Origin of the sequence: Cecembia rubra (genome assembly GCF_003014575.1) — a bacterium.
GTDB lineage: Bacteria > Bacteroidota > Bacteroidia > Cytophagales > Cyclobacteriaceae > Cecembia_A > Cecembia_A rubra.
Map to the genome: position 1 here is coordinate 499,202 of NZ_PYGF01000001.1, position 20,788 is coordinate 519,989.

At 38.5% G+C, this 20,788-nt stretch carries 14 protein-coding genes; 11 read left to right on the forward strand and 3 right to left on the reverse strand.

What is annotated here, in order from left to right:
- Positions 1 to 21: 21 nt before the first annotated feature.
- On the reverse strand, positions 22 to 678 hold the full coding sequence (locus tag CLV48_RS02010; protein ID WP_106566092.1) for an ROK family protein: 657 nt from the start codon (positions 676 to 678) through the stop codon (positions 22 to 24).
- A 381-nt stretch (positions 679 to 1,059) separates the two neighbouring features.
- Between CLV48_RS02010 and CLV48_RS02015 the strand changes: the two genes are divergently transcribed.
- From CLV48_RS02015 to CLV48_RS02065, 11 genes are all read left to right on the forward strand, one after another.
- Entirely contained in the window at positions 1,060 to 1,542 is a 483-nt protein-coding gene (locus tag CLV48_RS02015) for a CAP domain-containing protein (protein WP_245889455.1), read from the forward strand.
- A 164-nt stretch (positions 1,543 to 1,706) separates the two neighbouring features.
- Entirely contained in the window at positions 1,707 to 2,324 is a 618-nt protein-coding gene (locus CLV48_RS02020) for a sigma-70 family RNA polymerase sigma factor (RefSeq protein WP_106565559.1), read from the forward strand.
- Between the two features lie 241 nt (positions 2,325 to 2,565).
- A complete protein-coding gene (locus CLV48_RS02025; protein ID WP_106565560.1) occupies positions 2,566 to 3,546 on the forward strand; it encodes a FecR family protein in 981 nt (326 codons plus the stop codon).
- 525 nt (positions 3,547 to 4,071) lie between these two features.
- Positions 4,072 to 7,149 (forward strand): SusC/RagA family TonB-linked outer membrane protein, encoded by a 3,078-nt coding sequence (locus CLV48_RS02030; RefSeq protein WP_211299895.1) that lies wholly within the window; start codon positions 4,072 to 4,074, stop codon positions 7,147 to 7,149.
- A 12-nt stretch (positions 7,150 to 7,161) separates the two neighbouring features.
- Positions 7,162 to 8,682 carry a SusD/RagB family nutrient-binding outer membrane lipoprotein gene (locus tag CLV48_RS02035; protein ID WP_106565561.1) on the forward strand — a complete coding sequence of 507 codons (1,521 nt, stop codon included), beginning with the start codon at positions 7,162 to 7,164 and terminating at the stop codon, positions 8,680 to 8,682.
- Between the two features lie 176 nt (positions 8,683 to 8,858).
- Complete coding sequence (locus CLV48_RS02040; protein WP_425430708.1) at positions 8,859 to 9,710, forward strand: RraA family protein; 852 nt, start codon at positions 8,859 to 8,861, stop codon at positions 9,708 to 9,710.
- A 55-nt stretch (positions 9,711 to 9,765) separates the two neighbouring features.
- Positions 9,766 to 11,046, forward strand: a complete 1,281-nt coding sequence (locus CLV48_RS02045) for a mandelate racemase/muconate lactonizing enzyme family protein (protein ID WP_106565562.1) — start codon at positions 9,766 to 9,768, stop codon at positions 11,044 to 11,046.
- A gap of 51 nt (positions 11,047 to 11,097) precedes the next feature.
- Positions 11,098 to 12,030: an RraA family protein gene (locus CLV48_RS02050; RefSeq protein ID WP_106566095.1), complete on the forward strand. Its 933-nt coding sequence runs from the start codon at positions 11,098 to 11,100 to the stop codon at positions 12,028 to 12,030.
- A 65-nt stretch (positions 12,031 to 12,095) separates the two neighbouring features.
- Positions 12,096 to 13,580 carry a mandelate racemase/muconate lactonizing enzyme family protein gene (locus CLV48_RS02055; RefSeq protein ID WP_106565563.1) on the forward strand — a complete coding sequence of 495 codons (1,485 nt, stop codon included), beginning with the start codon at positions 12,096 to 12,098 and terminating at the stop codon, positions 13,578 to 13,580.
- Positions 13,581 to 13,700: 120 nt separating this feature from the next.
- Positions 13,701 to 14,777: a bile acid:sodium symporter family protein gene (locus CLV48_RS02060; protein WP_245889458.1), complete on the forward strand. Its 1,077-nt coding sequence runs from the start codon at positions 13,701 to 13,703 to the stop codon at positions 14,775 to 14,777.
- Between the two features lie 24 nt (positions 14,778 to 14,801).
- Positions 14,802 to 15,245 carry a nuclear transport factor 2 family protein gene (locus CLV48_RS02065; protein WP_106565565.1) on the forward strand — a complete coding sequence of 148 codons (444 nt, stop codon included), beginning with the start codon at positions 14,802 to 14,804 and terminating at the stop codon, positions 15,243 to 15,245.
- 402 nt (positions 15,246 to 15,647) lie between these two features.
- Here CLV48_RS02065 and CLV48_RS02070 read toward each other — a convergent pair whose 3' ends face one another.
- Entirely contained in the window at positions 15,648 to 18,398 is a 2,751-nt protein-coding gene (locus CLV48_RS02070) for a TonB-dependent receptor (RefSeq protein ID WP_106565566.1), read from the reverse strand.
- A gap of 279 nt (positions 18,399 to 18,677) precedes the next feature.
- The gene (locus CLV48_RS02080) at positions 18,678 to 20,474 is read right to left on the reverse strand and encodes an SLC13 family permease (RefSeq protein ID WP_106565568.1); all 1,797 of its coding nucleotides are present in this window, start codon (positions 20,472 to 20,474) and stop codon (positions 18,678 to 18,680) included.
- Positions 20,475 to 20,788 lie beyond the last annotated feature (314 nt).

Genomic DNA, 20,788 nt, shown 5'->3' on the forward strand with positions numbered 1-20,788 from the left:
TCAAGGTTGGGGCAATCAATACTAAAGGTTGAATCTCCATAGCTTAAAACCACCTTCATATGCCAATTGATTATTTCCTAACCTACATCCACCGGGAACATTGGTGATATATTTTGATTTACCTCCACCCAATACTATATCATCCGGAAGAAATGCGTCTTTGAACCGGGATACTACAATATGTACATGTTTTTGCCATTTTTCCTGTCCCAAATTTTCAAGACCCCTTAAACCTAGGTAATCTTCAAAGGTTCCTTTACGATAGGTCAGATGTGCCAATTCCATAGGCAAAACTCTTCCGTCAACTACAATTGCAGAACCAAGTCCTGTTCCAAAACCCAAAAACAACAGCACTCCCTTACCTGAATAGGATCCTAGAGCCTGCATAGCCGCATCATTTATGATTTTAACCGGCTTTCCAAATGCTTTTCCAAAATCAAATCCCTTCCATCCAGGACCCAAATTTTTTGGTTCAGTAATGACAGTTCCGCTTTTAATTATACCGGGAAAACCTATGGATACCACATCATAATCCCAATCTTTTGTCAATTCCAGAACCCCATCCACCATTTTTTGAGGAGTCATTTCAGGGCCTGAAGGAAATTTTCTTCTTTCTTCAGGTCCTTCCACCTTGGCTTTGATATTCGTTCCGCCTACGTCTATGGTTAGTATTTTCAAAATTTCATCAGTTGGATCAAGTCCCCAATTTATAAAAATGCACCCGGCCTGCAAATAACTATTGTTTGAATGTACTTAAAATTTGGTGCATGATTCAATTTATGGAAAATTTTAAAATCCTTTTCAGTTTTGTGATGAAATGAAAAAAAATGTCAATGTAATACAGAATAATCATGTAATAAATGATTTATAGGAAAAATATAAAACTGATAGAATAAAAATTTTAGAATAATATTTGTTTTATCGAAATAATGGCACTATTTTAGCTCAACTTATTCACCCACAATTTTTTTCTTTTAGAATTGAGGAGTTCTAATTGAGAGTAATTAAAGTAAGTTTATGAGAATCACCCATTTATTCAAAAAGCAGGCGCTATTTTACATGGCAGGGATCATTTGTACCATGAGCGCCTGCGTTGAAATTCCCGAAACACTTGAAAAAGTTGAACCAGAAATCGGTTTGCTTACCCTTGAATTCGATCATCAAAAATTACTTACACATTTAAATGAAGTAAGAACCAAGGGTTGTGTCTGTGGCGATAGGGAAATGCCGCCTGTATCTCCTTTGAATTGGAACAACTTACTGGCAAAAGCCGCCCAAAAACACTCCAATGACATGTATCAGAATAATTTTTTTAATCATATAGGTTCAGATAATTCTACATTGGAAATCAGGGTCAATCAAAGTGGATATAAATGGCGTTCCCTTGGAGAAAATATTGCCAGAGGAAATATGGACGAGATAAGAGCCGTTCAGTCATGGAAAGATAGTCCGTCCCATTGCCAGCTCATGATGGATGCTGATTTTTTGGAAGTTGGAGTGGGTAAAAAAGGTGTTTTTTGGACTATGGTCCTAGCAAAATAATTAGAGTATCCAAAAAATATCAAATCATTGGACTGTCATTTTTAGGTTCAATATTCTGTTGTTTTCTTCATTTGAGAATTTTTATATTTTATTTTAACTTTTTTGTAGAAGATTAATTGATTTTTTTCTTACTTTTTACTTATTTAATTGCACATTAACCCAGAATGAAAAGAGCAAGCCTTCACAATACCGAACAATTGGTGAAATGCCTCCGAAGTGGCTGTGAAAAAAGCTATACAGAACTCTTCAACTATTTTTATCCCAAGATCATCAATACTGCTAAAAAATTTGGGCTACCTGAAGAAGAAGCTAAGGAAATGGCTCAGGAAATATTCTTAAATATTTGGAAGAGTAGAGATAACCTTAAGCCGGAATTGTCTTTTAATGCTTATTTACTTACCATATTGAAATCAAAACTTTACCAAAAAGCTAAAAGTGAGGTGCTTAAAGCTAAATATGAGAAATATGCATTGAATCACTTTGAGGTAAGTTTCAACAGTACAGACAATCAGATTGATTATGAAGAATTGGAAAAAATATCCAATGATGTAATTGAAAAACTTCCCAGCCAGCAAAAAGAGATTTTTTTCATGAGAACTATCAAGCATGTTTCTTCTGGAGAAATTTCAGACCAATTGGGTTTGTCAAAAAGGACAGTTGAAAACCATTTTTATCTGGCAACAAAAACTATTAAGAATGAACTTGAGAAACGCTTTAGATTACCTTTAAAGCCTCTCCATATCGAGGTTGCTTTTTTAATGTTCTTACCCTGGGTATTCTAAAGCATTATAACCAAAACCACTTGTATTCTGGTGGATTTTTTCCTTATTCAATGTACTTCAAAAAAAATCTTAGGTATAATCTCAGCCAATTTAATTTACATAGATCAATTATGAATTTTGAAAATTGACTTAACAGCAATTTTTAATTTTAATTTAATTGAGTTAAAAAATTTAATTTTTTTTCAAGATCATATTGAGTAAAATAATATGCTGAATACTATATATAACAAAGTAAGATTATATGAAGTATTCTCAGTGGGACTATATTAATTTTATACAGGGGAAAATGGACAGCGAAAAAGCTGCTTCATTTAAAAAATGGATGGCTACTGAAGAAGGGGAGCATACTTTTCACAAATGGGTAGAAGAGGAGTGGAAAAAAGAATGTAACGATTATGAGGATCTCCAAGTTGTTGACAAAAAAGAATCAAAGTTTGTATATCTAAATAGTAGCAAAAGAATTGAATGGAGACTTTGGGCAGCATTTATCTCAATTTTTTTAATTGCCAGTTTACTTTTATTCAATGGGAGAGAAGGAAATCTTCCAGAAGAATATAAGACAGAGATTAAAATTACAGAAGTTCTTAAGTATGCTCCAAAAGGACAAAAAACAAGAATAAAGCTTCCTGATGGCTCTTATGTATATCTCAATTCAGAGAGTAGCATTACCTATCTGACTGATTTTTCGGATAACAGGACCATTTTTTTAAAAGGGGAGGCCTTTTTTGAAGTAAAGTCTGATCCGCTTAAACCATTTACAGTAATTACTGGCCCCATATCGACAAGGGCTTTAGGTACTAGTTTCAATATCAATGCTTATGAAGAGCAGTTGGATATTCAAGTCGCACTTGCCACAGGCAAAATTAAAGTTAGTAATGAGGTAAATGGCCAAGAGTTGTTGGTTGACCCAGGAGAGGGGATTGATTTTCATCGACATACAGACATGATGTCCAAGGAAAAAGTAGATATCCAAAAGGTTTTGAATTGGAAAAATGGAATTCTTCAATTTGAAAAAGTTCCATTTCCACAGGTCATCAAAACTTTAGAAAGATGGTATGGGGTGGATTTTGAAGTCAAGAATCAAAAGGAAATGCCTCAATATAAGTGTTCAGGAACTTTTGAGCCCAATGAATACCTCAGCAATGTCTTATCTGTTCTGGCTTATTCAGTGGATTTCTCTTATACATTACAAGGAAAAAAAGTAATTCTGGAATTTAAATGATCTGCCTATGAAACATCCATAAATGAAAAAACTTAGCAAACCATATACCCAAGCTCTCAAACCTAACAATTACTTGGGAATACCATAATTATTTGTTTGTACCACTTATCAACCCAAAATATGAAACCTAACATTTACCAAACAATGATTATGGTCTTCAAATGGGCAACTTGCTTTGCCCTTTTCCTGACCATAAGTCTTCAAGCAACAGCCAGTAAAAGTGAATCGGTCCAGATAAAAAGTATTGATGAAGTAATCATTAAACTCGATATCAGGGAAGGAAACATTGAAGAGATCCTTAAAACTATTGAAGAAAAGACAGAATTCAGCTTTTTTTACACAGACAAGAATATCAAAGATGAACAGCGCCTAATGATCAGCAAAACGCGTGGCACAGTCGCTGAATTTTTAACTGAGGTAGCCAGTCAAAAGCAATTACATTTTAAACAAGTCAACCATGTAATCAGTGTCCGTTCCACTTCCGAAAATTTCAATGCTAATCGAATAGATGTAGAAATCAAGGAAATGAATGTAGAGATCCGCGGAAAAGTAATCAGCGCTTCTGGAGAGACAATACCAGGTGTGGCCATATCCGTTTTGGGAACTACATTAGGAACCGTCACTGATATTGATGGAAATTATAGAATTTCTGTTCCGGAGGGCTCAACCCTAGTGTTTTCCTATATTGGATATGCTACGCAACGCATTGCAATAGGTAACAGAACAGTTATTGACGTTATCCTGGAGCAGGAAACACAGGCTTTGGAAGAGGTAGTAATCGCTGCACTTGGAATCCAAAAAACTTCAAGGAGTATTGGTTATTCAGCTACCAACGTTGGATCTGATGATGTGACCATCAATAGAACGCCAAACTTCATGAATGCGCTTCAAGGTAAAATCGCCGGTGTAAATATTTCATCCCTAGGAACCGGTCCAGGTGGTACTTCAAAAGTAAGGATAAGAGGGCAGTCCTCTATTGCAGGTCAGAATAACCCATTGATTGTAGTTAATGGTATTCCTATTGATAATACCAACTTTGGAACAAGACCTGGTAATCAGGGTGCTGATAATGCTTTTGGCCAAAGAGGCGGCGGAGTAACCGCTGATGGAGGTGACGGTCTTAGCAGTATCAACCCAGATGATATTGAAAGTATGACTGTATTAAAAGGTGCCGCAGCTTCTGCCCTTTATGGATCAAGGGCAAAAGATGGGGTTATCATGATTAATACAAAATCCAAAGGAACAGCAAAGGGCATCGGTGTTACCTATAACATTAACCATACCATCGAGCAGCCTTTGGACTTTACAGATTATCAGTATGAATATGGACAAGGAGAGTTTGGAGTAAGACCTACCACTCCCAATCCTACTTCTGGCCAATGGTCCTTCGGTGAAAGATTTGCTCCTGGTATGACACAGGTATTGTTTGATGGGGTAGTAGTTCCCTACGAGCCTGTAAGAAACAGAATTAGAGATTTCTTCAGAAATGGACAAAACACGACAAATACCATATCCTTAGCTACCAATAATGATAAAGGTGGAATGAGTTTCTCGTTTGCGGATTTGAACAGTAAGGGGATTGTTCCAAACAATACATTCAATAGAAAGACTTTTAATTTTGGTTTTACCCATGATTTCAGCAAGAAACTGAGCTTTAGAGGTAATATCAATTATTCTATCGAGAAAAATAATAACCCTCCCAATATTGCCGATCAGGACAATTCAATTCCAACAGCAATCTATAATATGGCCAATTCCATGCCATTGGACGTGCTTAGGGAGAATGCCTTTGATGCCAATGGAAATGAGGCTGTTTATTCAAGGTTCCGAAACAGAACCAATCCTTATTTTACACTTGAAAGACAATTCAATGAAATCAAAAGGGATAGGATTTTTGGAAATATAGCAGCAGTTTATAGGTTCACAGATTGGCTTTATATTCAGGGAAGGGTAGGCCAGGATTATTGGTCCAGAACCCAAAAAGTTAATAATTTCCCGACTGGACAAGCTTCAAGGGCAGCAGCTCCTGCAGGTTTTGTGAATGGTGTACTTACCCAGGAAGCCCGTAATTTCAGAGAAATAAATGCTGATTTTATCCTATCGGCCAATAAAGAGTTTGGAGATTTTGCTGTGGATGCCAATGTTGGTGGAAATTATATGAAAAGGGAATCTGAACTTCATAGTACTCAGGTAACCGATTTTGTAATTAGAAATTTGTACACAGTTCAAAATGGTAGGGCCAAAGACCCTATTTATGATAGAGTAGAAAGGGGTGTTAATTCACTTTTTGCATTTGCTGAATTTTCTTATAAGAAATTCCTTTATATCAACGGTACTATAAGGAACGATTGGTTTTCAACCCTTTCTCCGGAAAACAGAAGCATACTTTATCCTTCCGTATCGACAAGCTGGGTTTTCACTGAGAATACTGGAAGCAATGACTGGTTTAATTTTGGAAAACTTAGGTTAGCATATGCGGAGGTGGGTAGTGATTCTGATGTTGCGCCTTATTCCAATGTCCTTTTCTATGGAATTAATGCCAACCTTTTCAATGGACAGCCTGTAGGTCAGCCTATAGGAAGTACACTTCCTAACCCTAATCTTAAACCCATGAGGGTAGCAGAGACTGAAGTAGGTCTCGAAATGAAATTGTTGCAGGGTAGGTTGATGGTTGATTTGGCGGCATACAATAAAATCACTAATGATCAGATTGTAACTGCCCAGATTTCTGATGCATCTGGCTTTATCAATACATCCATCAACAGTGGAAGCAGCCGTAATAGAGGTGTGGAAATGTTGATTACCGGCGTACCTGTAGAAGTTGGAAATTTCACTTGGGAATCCTCCTTTAATGTAGCTTACAATAAAACTTTGGTATTGAGTCTATTGACAGATAATCCAGGTGAAAGGATTACAGTAGGCACGCACGTTTTCAACGGTGAATTAAGGCAGGTAGTAGGAAAAGAAATGGGTCAGGTGACAGGATTTGGTTTCTTGAGGAATGACCAGGGTCAGAAAATATTTGGTGCCAATGGACTTCCATTGAGAACCCCAGATATGGTTGAATTTGGAAGTGCCCTTCCAAGATGGATAGGTGGATTTACCAACTCATTCAATTACAAAGGGCTGAATTTCTCCTTCCTAATTGACTTTAGACTGGGAGGTGTAATGATTTCCGGTACCAACTTCAATGCTGTACGACATGGTTTACATAAGATGACTTTGGAAGGACGTGAAGGAGGTGTTGTAGGTCAAGGAGTCAATCAAGCAGGAGAACCAAATACTGTTGTGGCTCCAGTCCAATCCTATTGGGAAATCGTAAGGTCACAAGGTTTGGTGGAACCGGTAGTATATGATGGAGGATTTTGGAAACTAAGACAGGTTACAGCAGGATATGACTTTACCAAATTCATTCCTGAAAGATGGCCTGTTTCTGGTGTCAGGTTAAATTTAGTTGCCAATAACGTTCTCATGCTGAAAAAATGGGTGGATAATATTGATCCAGAATCATTTGGATATACTTCAGATAACCTTGTAGGTATGGAAGCAACAGGTTTGCCTACTACAAGAGGATTAGGTTTCAACCTTAATGTCAAATTCTAAAACAGCATAATCATGAAAACGATATTCAAATATTTGTGGATAGTGCTTTTCCTAGGATACAGCACTTCTTGTGATCAAAATTTTGATGATCTCAATACCAACAGGGTAGCTGCCACGGCCATAGATGAAATGTTTCAGATCAACCAGGCAATCATTTCCTCAGCACCTTCTTCATTTGGTATTTTGGTTTATGAAGTTGGGGCGGTCCAACAGGTAATTTCTCCTAATTCAGGTGTACTTACCGGAGCCAATTTTAATCAGGATAACAGAAGTTCTACCCAATCTAATTGGCAACAGTATTATAGAAATGTCATTAAAAATACCAAAGATGCTTTGACCAGGATTGAGAATAACCCGGCAAGAAGTAATCTCACTCAAATGGCAAGGATCATACAGGCCTATGCGTTTATGGTGTTGACTGATACTTATGGATCTATACCTTACAGACAAGCAGGTGCGGGATTTAGTGGACAGGTATTCTTTCCGGCATATGATACCCAGGAATTTATTTACACTGACATTATCAAAGAATTAGAGGAAGCTTCTGCTGCACTTAATGCTTCTGGAAGAAGGGAAACTGCTGATGTTTTATTTGCCGGGGATGTTGAAAAATGGAGAAAATTCGGGTATTCTCTTCTGCTTCGTGCAGGTATGAGAATCGGTAAAGCAAACCCTTCATTGGCTCAACAGACAGTAGCTAAAGCTTTTGCAGGAGGGGTGATCTTAACTAACGCTGATAATGCCGCAATCAGGCACGATGCCAACTACTTAAATCCAGCTGGAAACACCCTCAATGCGACTGAGGCTGCAAATTTTTACCTGACAGAACCATTTGTCAATTTCCTCAAAAACACCAGTGACCCAAGATTACGTTCCATAGCAGTGAGATATGTAGGAGCCACTTCTGGACCTACACAAACAGTCGAAAGGCAAAGCTTTGATCCTGCTATACAAATCGGTATGCCTATGGGTAATGACAATGCAGGTGCGGTAAGGGCAGCTGCAGATAGGGGACTGGCTAGTTTCTATGATTTCAGCCAGGTAGACAGAAGGAGGATGATGAAATTGACATCGCCGACTTTTATTGTTACTGCCTCACAAAACCTCCTGTTATTAGCTGAAGCAAGACAGCTTGGATGGATTAATGCCGGAACTGTTGAGGGTTATTATAATGCAGGAGTCAGAGAACACATGCTTCAAATGGCTTCTTATGACGCTAATATGGCAATTGCAACCTCTGCTATTGATTCATATCTGGCAGCCAATCCATTCAATTCTGCCACTGCGCTCAGACAGATCAATGAGCAATACTGGATTTCTTCCTTTATGAATGGCCCAGAGGCATTTGCCAACTTCAGAAGAAGTGGATTCCCAGTATTGGCCCCTAATCCTTTCCCTGGAAGAGAGGTTCTCTTCATCAACAGGCTTACCTACCCCAACTCGGAAATATCTGTCAATGAAGATAACGTAAACGCCGCAATCAGTGCCCAAGGGCCTGATAACTTGGAAACCCGTGTATGGTGGCATAAATAAAATTGATTTCATACAGGTTTGGGTTTTTCCCAAACCTGTATTTCACAAATTTCCTATTTAACCTAACAACTTAAACCATGATGAATTTTACAATTCTCTGGAGGGTAAATTGCCTCCTGTGTACCTTCTTTTTCTTTTCTCTAACGCTTATTGCCCAGCAAATTTCCAAGGAAGAAATGTTGTTTTTGACTCAAGAGTGGAAGGGAGAAAGGTATGAAGATGGTAGGCCAAAAGTTCCTGATGGGATACTGGAAAGGATGAAGTCGGTGACTCACGAAGAAGCTTGGGCTGTAATGCGCAATGCGGGCTATAAATACCAATATGCAGATGGCTGGCAGGTTATCAATCCTGACAGTGTCCTGGTAGGAAGGGCTGTTACTGCAACCTTTATGCCGGGCAGACCTGATATCCATACTGCCATAGATGAAAGAGGAAAAAAAGAAGGTAAAAGAGGCCAAAACACTTGGCCAGTTGATATATTAATCAAAGATGACGTTTATGTGGCAGATCAGTTTGGGATTCACCTGAATGGACCAACCATTGGTGATAATGTAGGCAATGCCATATTTTCCAAAACCGGTAAAGGAATTGTTTACGATGGTGCCCTAAGAGATATCGTTGGCCTGAAAGAAATAGGGTCATTTACATCATTTTTTACCAGTTATCACCCTTCTCATCACAATCAACAGGGTGATTTAAATACGATGTTGATCGGAATCAATAAACCTACGAGGATTAAACAGGTGACCGTAATGGCAGGTGATGTGGTCTTGGGTAGAGATGGAGGAGTTTCATTTATACCCCCACATTTAGCCGAAAGGGTAGTAGTGACTTCTGAAATTGTGCGACTAAGAGACATGTTTGGCCACGAAAGAATTAAAGCAGGTATTTATACTGCAGGCCAAATTGACACAAGGTGGGCAGACGAGATAGAAAGAGATTTCTCACAATGGTTAAATGACCACATAGATGAATTGCCTGTTCCAAGAGAACAGATTCAAGAGATATTGAAAAACAGGACCTGGTAATCTAAACATCTCATACTTTAAAACCTATTCCCGAATAACGATTAAATTCAATCATATGGATTCTACAAAAAATTCAAGAAGATCATTTTTAAGAAAGGGTTTAACCGCAGGTTTGACCGGTGGTCTCTTACTTTCTCAAATGGAAACTTCTTTGGCTTCTGCAGTTGAAAGGCAGAACCCATATTCCAATCCTTCCGACCTTAAAATCACAGATATTAAATGCGGTTATGTAAGGGGTGCTTTGTACGTTAAAATATATACGAACCAAGATGTTTGGGGCTGTGGAGAAGCTGTTGATGCAATTCATGGAACATACCATTTGGTCAAAAGATTGGGCAACCAAATCAAAGGGCAAAGCCCATTAAACCCGAACCGATTGGCAGAACAGCTGAGAAAAGGGGCATTCTTCGGAGGAGCTCAATCTGGAGTATTTGTTGCTGTTTTAACAGCCATTGAAACTGCACTCTGGGATATTACCGGAAAAGTTTTTGGAGTTCCAGTTTATCAGCTTTTGGGTGGAAAATTCAGAGATAAAATCAGGGTTTATTGCGATACTGCCCTATATACTTCGACTAACCCTACGCCCAATGATTACGCTGTTGCGGCAAAAGATGCTGTGAAAAGAGGTTACAATGCCGTAAAGTTTGACGTAGATGATGGCAGGGACCCCAATAAATATGACAGATTCAACTGGACAGCAAGCCCTGCAGAGATTGATAGAATGTATAGTGCTATTGCCGCGGTCAGGGAGGCTGTAGGTCCCAGAATTGATATTTGTGTAGATATGCATGGCAGGTATGATGCTGTTACCGGTCTTAAAATGGCCAAAATGTATGAACCTTTGAATCTTATGTGGTTGGAAGAACCTATTCCTGCAGATAATCCTGAGGTTTACAAATCCATTACCTCTCAGACATCTACACCAATATGCACAGGTGAGAATATATACCTGGCATATGGATTTACCAGGCTTCTATCTGAATCAGCTGTGGATATTATTATGCCTGATATTCAAAAAGCGGGAGGATTAGGTGAAGCACAGAGAATCGCCAATCTGGCCAATCTTTACTATGTACCATTTTCCCCACACATGGTGGCTTCTTTTTTAGGTGCTATGGCTGCATGTCATGTTTGTGCTTCTGTCCCCAATTTCCAGATTCTGGAATGGCAGATCTATATGGATACAGACCAATTGTGGAAAGATATAGTCACTTATGATGGTCCAAGGACTGAGAATAGTTTTATTACAGTTTCCGAAAAGCCAGGTATAGGCGTCGAAATTAATGAGGAAGGAATGAAAAAATATGCCGTACCAGGAGTGCCTTTCTTTGAATAATAGAAGCTTCTTAAAGTAATTTAATTATTGTTATACATGAAATTCACAGTTATGATACAAAAAATTATCGCTTTCACCTTTGCCTTGGCATTATCAACCCAATTGTTGATTGCACAGCAAATTTCCCCAACAGCAGACCAAATTAAAATGCTCACTTCTCAATGGACAGGGGAAAGGTTTCCGGATGGCAGACCAAAAGTTTCAGATTCCTTATTGAAAAGATTAGGAAATGTTTCAATGGAAGAGGCATGGGGCTATCTTAGAAATAAAGGCTACCACAATCAATTCGAAAATGACTGGATTATTATCGATGACGATAGGGTAATGACAGGAAGGGCAGTAACTGCACAATATATGCCCTTACGTCCTGATATGAACGATTTGGTTAGGGAAATTGGAAAAAATGAAGGCAGGGTCCAGGCAGGAGGCACCAATTCATGGCCAATAGATGTGCTTGTTGAAGGAGATGTCTATGTCGCTGACAGTTATGCCAAAATTGTGGATGGAACCTTAATTGGAGACAATTTAGGGAATGCGATTTATGCCAAATCAAAGAGAGGAGTAGTCTTTTATGGCTCTGTAAGGGATATGGCCGGTCTGTCTGAAATAGATGGTTTCAATGGTTGGATCAAAGGACATGATCCCTCATTTATCCAGCAAATGATGCTGACTACCATTAATTATCCAATAAGGATCGGTAGGGCTTCAGTACTTCCAGGTGATGCAGTTCTGGCCAATAAATACGGGGTTATTTTTATCCCAGCGCATTTATTAGCTGATCTTGTCATCAATGCAGAGTTTATCATGCTCAGGGACCAATTTGGAATCCAAAGGTTAAAAGAAGGAAAATATACAGCAGGTGAAATTGACAGCCGTTGGTCTGAACCAATAGTCAAAGATTTTCTGGATTGGGTCAACAAAAAGAAAGATCTTCCTATGTCCCGACAAGAACTTGACAATTTCTTAAAAGATAGAAACTGGTAATCAAATTCAGCCATTAATTCCTATCAAAATACATTCAACCCATTTAACAATAACTACAGATAACCATGAAATCTTATTTAAAACAAGTAATTGAAGACAATAAAAAAAGGGAACAGCAATATGCAATCGAAAGACAGGCAGAAATCGATAATCCTAAAACCCTGGATAACAGAAGAGATTTTTTGAAAAAAACTGCCCTAGGAGGAATTTCTTTATCTGCATTGATGGGACTTTCTCTAAGTGATACCTTGGCAGAAACCACTTCAAATGTCAACCGCCTTTCTAACCCCTCTGATCTAAAAATCACAGATATGAGGTATTGTGTGACTTCCGTTCTTGGACGAACTGCGATAATCAGGATTGACACTAACCAAGGAATATACGGTTTAGGTGAAGTAAGGGACGGAGCAGATCCTAGATATGCCCTCATGTTGAAGAGTAGGATTTTAGGAGAAAATCCCTGCAATGTGGAAAGGGTTTTTAAAATTATCAAACAATTTGGAGGGCAAGGAAGGCAAGCTGGAGGAGTCTGTGGGGTTGAAATGGCACTTTGGGATTTATGCGGTAAAGCTTATAATGTTCCAGCGTGGCAATTGCTAGGGGGAAGGTACAGGGATAAAGTCAGGTTATATGCAGATACACCTGAGGGCAATAATCCAAAAGAGCAACAAGAAAGAATTAAGTATAGGACAGAAGTCCAAGGTTATACCTGGTTGAAAATGGATGTTTCGATCAGGGATATCATCAATATCCCCGGCTGCCTGGTAAACCCTGAAATAATGAAACAAGGATCCAACGCCTACCAAGGTGGCTATATGTCCTATTCAAATACTAAGCACCCCTTTACAGGTATTCAGATAACCGAAAAGGGTTTGGAAGAACTTGCAAAAAGGGTAGAAGCAGTGAGGAATATGGTTGGTTGGGAGATCCCAATTTCAACTGATCATTATGGCCATATAGATATGAATAACTGTATCCGTTTGGGCAAAGCTTTAGAAAAATACAGGTTGGCATGGCTAGAAGATATGGTTCCTTGGCAATATTGGCAACAGCACAAAACCATAACGGAAGCTTTGGAAACTCCAACATTAACAGGGGAAGACATTTATTTATTGGAAAATTTTAAAGACCTCATCCATAATCATGCTGTGGATATCGTCCATCCTGATCTTGCCAGTTCAGGAGGTCTATTGGAAACCAAAAGGATAGGTGACTATGCTGAAGAATTTGGAATTGCTATGGCTATGCACCAGGCGGGTACACCGGTTTCCTTCATGGCCAATGTGCACTGTGCTGCTGCAACCCAAAACTTCCTTTCTTTGGAGCACCACTCCGTGGATCTTCCATGGTGGGAAGATATGGTCAAAACAACATGGGGTGGTAAAATGATCGAAAAGGGCTATGCCAATGTACCCTTGACAGCGCCTGGCCTTGGTATTGAATTGAACGACGAAGTCGTCAAACAACACTTGAACAAATCAGATACAAGTTACTTCGAACCTACCACTGAATGGGATGAAAAACGTTCCTGGGACCGTACCTGGAGTTAAGAAAATGAAAATCCCGGGTATGTTTTTATCCGGGATTTTCTTCAAACAAACCCTAGATAGACCCTATATATTTGGGTAATAAGAAATAATCCTTCTCCGAATTATTAATGGATAATCAAATTGAAAAATAAATTATATCTCTCCGCTTCAGTTTTTGCACTTGTTTTCCTTGGATTGGCATCCATCATGTGGTGGCTAAAGGGCCTTCCTTCTTCTGGACCATTTTGGGTTGCTTTCCTGATCAGTTTAGCAATAGGCATCAGGTCAAGAAAAAATCTTCGGGGATATTCATACACCGTTTTCATTTTTGCGGCAGTGACTGCTTCCATGTTTTATCCTGACAATTTTGTACAGGTTGGGGAATATAAATTGAGTGGACTGATTGTTCCATTGCTACAGATCATTATGTTCGGTATGGGAACATCCATGAGTATTTCGGATTTCAAAGGAGTCGTCAAAATGCCAAAGGGCGTATTGATAGGAGTGCTGTGCCAGTTTTCTATTATGCCTCTTATTGGTTACTCCCTGGCTAAACTCAGTGGATTTCCCCCTGAAATTGCAGCCGGTATGATTCTGATTGGTTGTTCACCCAGTGGCATGGCTTCCAATGTAATGAGTTACCTGGCCAAAGCAAACCTTGCCCTTTCTATTACCATTACGGCCATCACCACTATGTTGGCACCTTTTGTGACACCGGTATTGATGGGCTTTTTAGCAGGGGAGTTTGTTGAAGTGAATGTTTGGAAAATGATGCTGGACATAGTCAAAATTGTAATTATCCCAATAGGGGCCGGATTGGTATTCAATAAGTTTTTCAGTGGTAAAGCCAAATGGCTTGATGATGCCATGCCTTTGGTTTCCATGATTGGAATAGCATTGATCATTGTTATTATTACGGCTGCCGGAAGAGATAGCCTTTTGGACATTGGCCTTCTCTTAATCTTCTTTGTCGTTTTACATAATCTCGCAGGATATACTTTGGGTTATTGGGCAGCTAAATTATTTAGAATGGATGAAAGTGATTGCAGGACCATTGCCCTAGAGGTCGGAATGCAAAATGCCGGACTGGCTTCAGGTATAGCCAAGGAAATGGCCAGAATAGCAACCGTTGGACTTGCTCCTGCGGTTTTTGGACCTTTAATGAATATTACAGGTTCAATACTGGCCTCTTATTGGCATAGAAAACCCGTCAAATAAAAATTATAAACCTAATTTCAAAAGATGAAGACATACATTATCCTCCTATTAACCTTGCTGTTTGGTCTGTCAAATTATCTGGGGCCAAATGCTATAGATAAAGATTCCAAGAATTTAGAAAGTGTTGTTGAACAGCTTTTCAATGCCATGATGAAAGCAGATAGGGGGGTATTAGAGAGCTTATTATCTGATGATTTAAGTTATGGACATTCCTCTGGAATTATTCAGAACAGGTCTGAATTCATTGAGGAAATAATGTCCGGTAAACCTATCAAACTGACTGAAATAAAAGCTGAAAACCAAACCATCACTGTTTCTGGAAATACAGCTGTGGTCCGGCATATTTTTACAGCAAATGGAAAAAATGTTGCAGGAGAGGTTAATCCCATCCGTATCGGGAATTGTTTGGTTTGGAAAAAGGAAAAAGGCAGCTGGAAACTATTTGTAAGGCAAGCTTATAGGCTTTGACTCTTATCCATTTGCACCAAGTACAAAGAACCAGGTACTTTCAGTTATGGATGTATTAGATTGTTGATTCAGGAATAAGCGAAAGGTATAAAGTTAAATTTTTGAAATTTTTGGATTGCTTTCCTAATCAACCTATAAGCTAAGCAAGCAATAAAGAATTATACTTGAAAAAGTAAAATCAAACTGATTTCCGCAATTGGATATTTTTGAGATGTTTTAAAGTCCCTTAGGACCGATATGTAACAGCCTGGGACCATATTTCCCGGGCAAAGGTTCCATAATTATTTAATGAGGTCTGAAGAAAGACAGTCTATTTTTAATTCAAATTGTAATCAAAGCGTACTTGCCATATCTCTGGAAATCGTTCATTGATTGACTTAAAAGGAATGATTTACAAACCAATCAATTCTCGGAATACATATCACTGTATGTTTTTTCATCCATGCCTTTACTGAACCTTCTAAGGTTGTAGGTAAAGCTAACCATAACATACTGTTGAAGTACATTGGATTGGAAATCTTCTACAAATGTTTCTGTGATATTCCTCCTTACATTGGCATTTTGACCGAGCAGGTCATACGCCATTATAGAGATTTCACCCCTTTGGTTGTTGAAGATTTTTTTGCCCACACTCATATTGACTAGGGTAAAATTGTTATCAAAACCTTCAGCCAGACCACTATTGATCTGGTGGTTAAGGTCAAGCCTATAAATAATTCCATTCCAGATAATCCAGTTGAAATTCACTCTCATCCTTTGTTGGAAAAATTCTGAGTTTAGATTGGAATTGAGAGTATTGCGGACATTATTGAAAGAAGATCTGGACCAGATATTGAAATCAACATTCTCGCTGATACTACTGCTAAGATTAAAACCGGTACTGAAACGGTTGGAATTGTTAAATCCAATTTGATCATTGATTTGTCCGGGGCGCTGAGTAATTCCCAGACCTGCATTGATATTGAAATTTGATTTGATAAAACTTAAAGGAAAACCATAGCTCAACCAAGATCTCAAATCTGTAAACCCATCTAAATTAACGGGTCTATTCAACTGTGACCCTTGTTGAAGTACCACACCTTGCGCTACTTCTACAGGCTCTTCTGCAATCAAAATACTGTTAGCAATAAAATTATTTGTCAGTCGTCCCTGCGCAAAAATGAACCAGTTTCTATCCTTGTCAGGATTATTTCCCCTAAATCTCATCCTTACCTGGTTGGTATATGCCTGATCCAGTTCTGGATTTCCTGTTCTCAATTGCAACGGGTTGTTATTATTGATGGCCTGTTGTAGCTGACCCACTTGAGGTTCATTTGTCCAAGTATCATAATCCAATTGGATATTGGTTTTAGGCGAAAATTTATATTCCAGTCGGGCAGTAGGCAAGGCGTTTTGGAAACGTCTGTTCAACTCTTCAGTGACAGGGAAAAACTGATCATTTTTTAAACTTGCATCCTGAAATTCCAATTCTGTCTGAATCTTTAATTTTTCAGTTTGAAACTGATAACCCAATTCAAATTGTTGCGTAAGGTAATTGCTCAAGAAGGAGTTACTTAGTGCTGTATCCAAAGCTAAATGGTCTGGACCTCCTGCTTCAGAAAGGACATTATAAAGCAATTGTTCAGAGTCATTTTTTCTGTTTCCTACGGAATACTCCAATTCCATCTGACTTTTATTTCCTAATGGCTCGGTGTAGGAAAATCTTGTGTTCCAAGAATTTCCTATACGGTCTCTAAACGTATTCTGATTCAAATTTTCAATGTTCTCTCCATCTTGTTCGAAGAAAGTATTGACGGCATTTCTTTCAGAATTATCAATATTCCACCCTTGTGTCAAATTCAATCTTGCGGTAAAGGTCCTACCCGGCTTATTGAATTTATGACTGTAAAAGAATCTATTGAAGAGGTCAAAGTCCTCATACCTTCCAATTCTGCTATTTTCTACAGTATTGATTAAGCTGATACCATTTGACGTTTCACCGAAGAAACCTGAGTTTTCATTTTCAAACCTTGCAGAAAACCTCGGGATGTATAAAATCCTGTTCCTTTCATTGAGATTGTATTCAAGGCGAAGATTTGCTTGGTGACGACGGTTTATTCTGCTGTCTTTACTGATTTCTGTGTAAAACTTATTGGATTGATCAGTAGTCACAAAATCACGGAACCTGCTTTCAATGCCTAAATTTTCTGTCACTGTGTACACATAACTTCCAGTAACTTTAATTTTTTCACCCCACACATCAGTATAATTGGCACCGATGAGATTGGTTGTGATAATACCCTGTTGGGGAGACTCATTGGTCTGAACGTTTGGATCACTGGAGTAATTGAGAATATTGATATTGTTACTCAAACCGGTAATTGTCAATCGAGTGTCTTCATCGAAAATGTTGATACTTGTTCCTCCTAAGTAGCGTTCATCAGAACCATATCCGGCTGTTGTTTTCCCAAACTGCCCCTTTCTTCGATTAGGTTTGGTGATGATATTGATGGTTTTTAGCCTTTCACCATCATCAAAACCGCTTAACTGAGCTTTTTCTGACTTTTGGTCAAAAATCTCAATACTTTGGATCATTTCTGCAGGAATATTTTGCAAAGCAGCTGTCACATCATTGCCAAAAAATGGCTTACCATCAACCAAGATCTGAGCGATATTTTCTCCTTGTGCCTGAAGGACTCCATTTTCTGAACTGATTCCAGGGAGTTTTTCAATTAAAGCCTGGGCACTTGCATCCCTCATGGTTTTGAATGCATCCGCATTGAATTGGGTAGTATCTCCTTTTTGCATTCCAGTGGATCTACGTGCTTCTATTACTACCTCACTTAAATCTGTGGCTACTTCACTGATGAATATTTTACCTAAATCTACGTTGGAACTTGCCTGGATAGACTGAAAAAAGTCTTTATATCCCATGAATTGAATTTTAAGTAAGTATTCACCCCTTTTTATGCCTGTTAATTCAAAACGCCCATCTATATCGGTAACTGTTCCACCAACTTGGGAAGAATCATTAAGAGACAAAAGTAAAATATTTACAAAAGGTAAAGATTCATTTTTGCCTTCCTCAAAAACAGATCCTTTGACTGAAAAGCCTTGGGCAAACATTTGTTTTTGAATCCCAAAAAGAAGTACAAAAAAGAAAAGGTATTTCATTGATTTTATTTGATTGAACTTTTGATTGAACAGGTGCTTCCTAGATTGCCATCTATCATAGCATACCTTATAAAAACAAAGAAAAGCCCATTTAAATTTAAGCAGGGTGATTATTTGCTGAATGGTCTAAATTTTCAAAGAACAGTCCTAAATGGCGTTTTTTTGAAAATTAATTTTCGGTCCAAAAAGGATAAGAAAATATACTGAATTGATAGATGTAAAATCAAAAGGCCATCTTATCAGTCATAAATAAAAAAATAAGCAAGAAAAATAATATCCTTACAGGTAAAATAGATAAAATACCAGAACAGTTAACACCAGAAATACCATTGTCATTCCGCTGCCTGCTCTGATATAATCTTTATTTTTATAACCGCCGGTTGACATCATCAGTGCATTGACCTGATGGGTGGGAAGAACAAAGGAATTGGAGACACTTACTGCAGCTAACAAAGTCAATGGTCTTGGGTCAAGGCCGGCAATTTCGGCCATTCCGATTACCAATGGGGCCAAAACAACTACAGCCCCTACATTGGACATAAAGAGGGAAAAGACAGTTGCAAGGACAGAAATGGCAATGACAAGCAGGAGAGGGGATTGTCCTTCGATCAGGCCCATCACGTTTTCAGCCAGAAAATATGCAGCACCTGTTTTTTGCATGGCAATACCCAATGGAATTAGTCCTGCAAGAAGAAAAACTACTTTCCAGTCTATGGATTCGTAAGCCTGTTGAATTGTGATAACCCTTGATAATATCATGGCCAATGCTCCAGTCAAAAATGCAAGGGCTATGGGAACGCCAACAAATGTCAAGAAAATACCCAATGCAAAACTAGCCACAGCAGGAATGGTTTTTGATTGGTTTTTAGGTTCCACTTCAATTGGTGTAGCAACTATAAAATCCGACCCATCTTTTAAGCTTCTAATATGATCCCAAAGTCCATAAACAATCAGCGTATCTCCCAGTTGGAAAATATGATCTGAGAAATCTCCCTTGATTTCCTCCCCATTATGGAAGACTATAAGTGGTTCTAGTCCAAATCTCCTTCTGAATCCATATTCCCTAAGGCTTTTGCCTATAATTTCTGAACTGGCTGGAAAAATGACTTCAGCAAATCCTGAGTCTTCAGGCTTATCAAGTCTACTGAAGATAGCAGGAGCAATTTCTTCTTTAAGTCCAAACGCTTCACCCATTGCTTTCACATCTTTTTCTCTCCCCAATAGTGCCATAATTTGGCCCACTTGGAAGGCAGTTTCCCTCCAAGGGGCATAAATGATATCCTGCCCTTTGGAAATTGCTATAATATTCAGCTGGAAATTCTTCCAGATTCCTGAAGTTTCAGCAGTCATGCCTACCAAAGGACTACCTTCCTCTATGGATAAATACCAGATATTTTTAGATAAACGGAGGGTTTCCATCAATTTTTCCTGGGAGGATTTTTTGATTCCTGCACCGCTGACCTTTGGGAGTACTACTTTGCCCAAAATGAAAAAGTAAAGGATACCGGCAATCAAGAGCACGGCACCAATAGGCGTTACAGCAAATAACCCATAAGGCTCAAGGTCAGCAGCTGTCAGTAAATCATTGATTAGGATAAGGTGTCCTGAACCCACCATTGTGAGAGATCCACCCAAAATGGCTGCAAAGCCCAAAGGCATAACCAATTGGGATACTGGAATTTTAGTCTTCCTTGAAATTTCAATTGTGCCCGGTAGAAAGAGTGCAGCAGCACCAATATTTTGCATAAATGCAGAAAGTGTGCCCACGGCTGATGAAATCAGGCCAATAATCTTGTTCTTATCATTCCCTACTTTTCGAAGTATAAATTCCGAAAACTTCTCCATGACCCCTGTTGTGGTAATACCATAACCCAAAATCATTACAGCGATCATTGAAATTACCGCATTACTTGAAAAGCCTTTCAGCATTTCATCAGTGGTAAGAATACCCGACCAGCCTAAGGCCAACATGGTAATGATAGCCACCACGTCGATTCTGAAAATTTCAAAGACCATCATGATGACCGTAGTCACCAAAATGCCCAAAACTATGATTACCTGAATATCTAATTCCATGAAGAAAATTTAAGGAAATTTAAGCTAAGTTAGCATTTGATTGGATTTTGAGTTTGTGCGAAATGTCACAATCCAAAAGAAAGTCTGTCAGATTATTCTTAAGTTTTTAAACAACTCCAAACCAAATTTACTTTTCTAGATAGTTATTTTTCCTCTAATTTACGATTTTAATAAAAAGTGTAATTTCTGGTTAATTAAAGTACATTCCGTAATTAATATTCAGTTTGCATATATTTTTTCCGCTGAAACATCATCAATGTTAGGACTGAGCATGGATTCTAGTTTTCATAGTTTGATGCTAGGGGAGAAGGTGT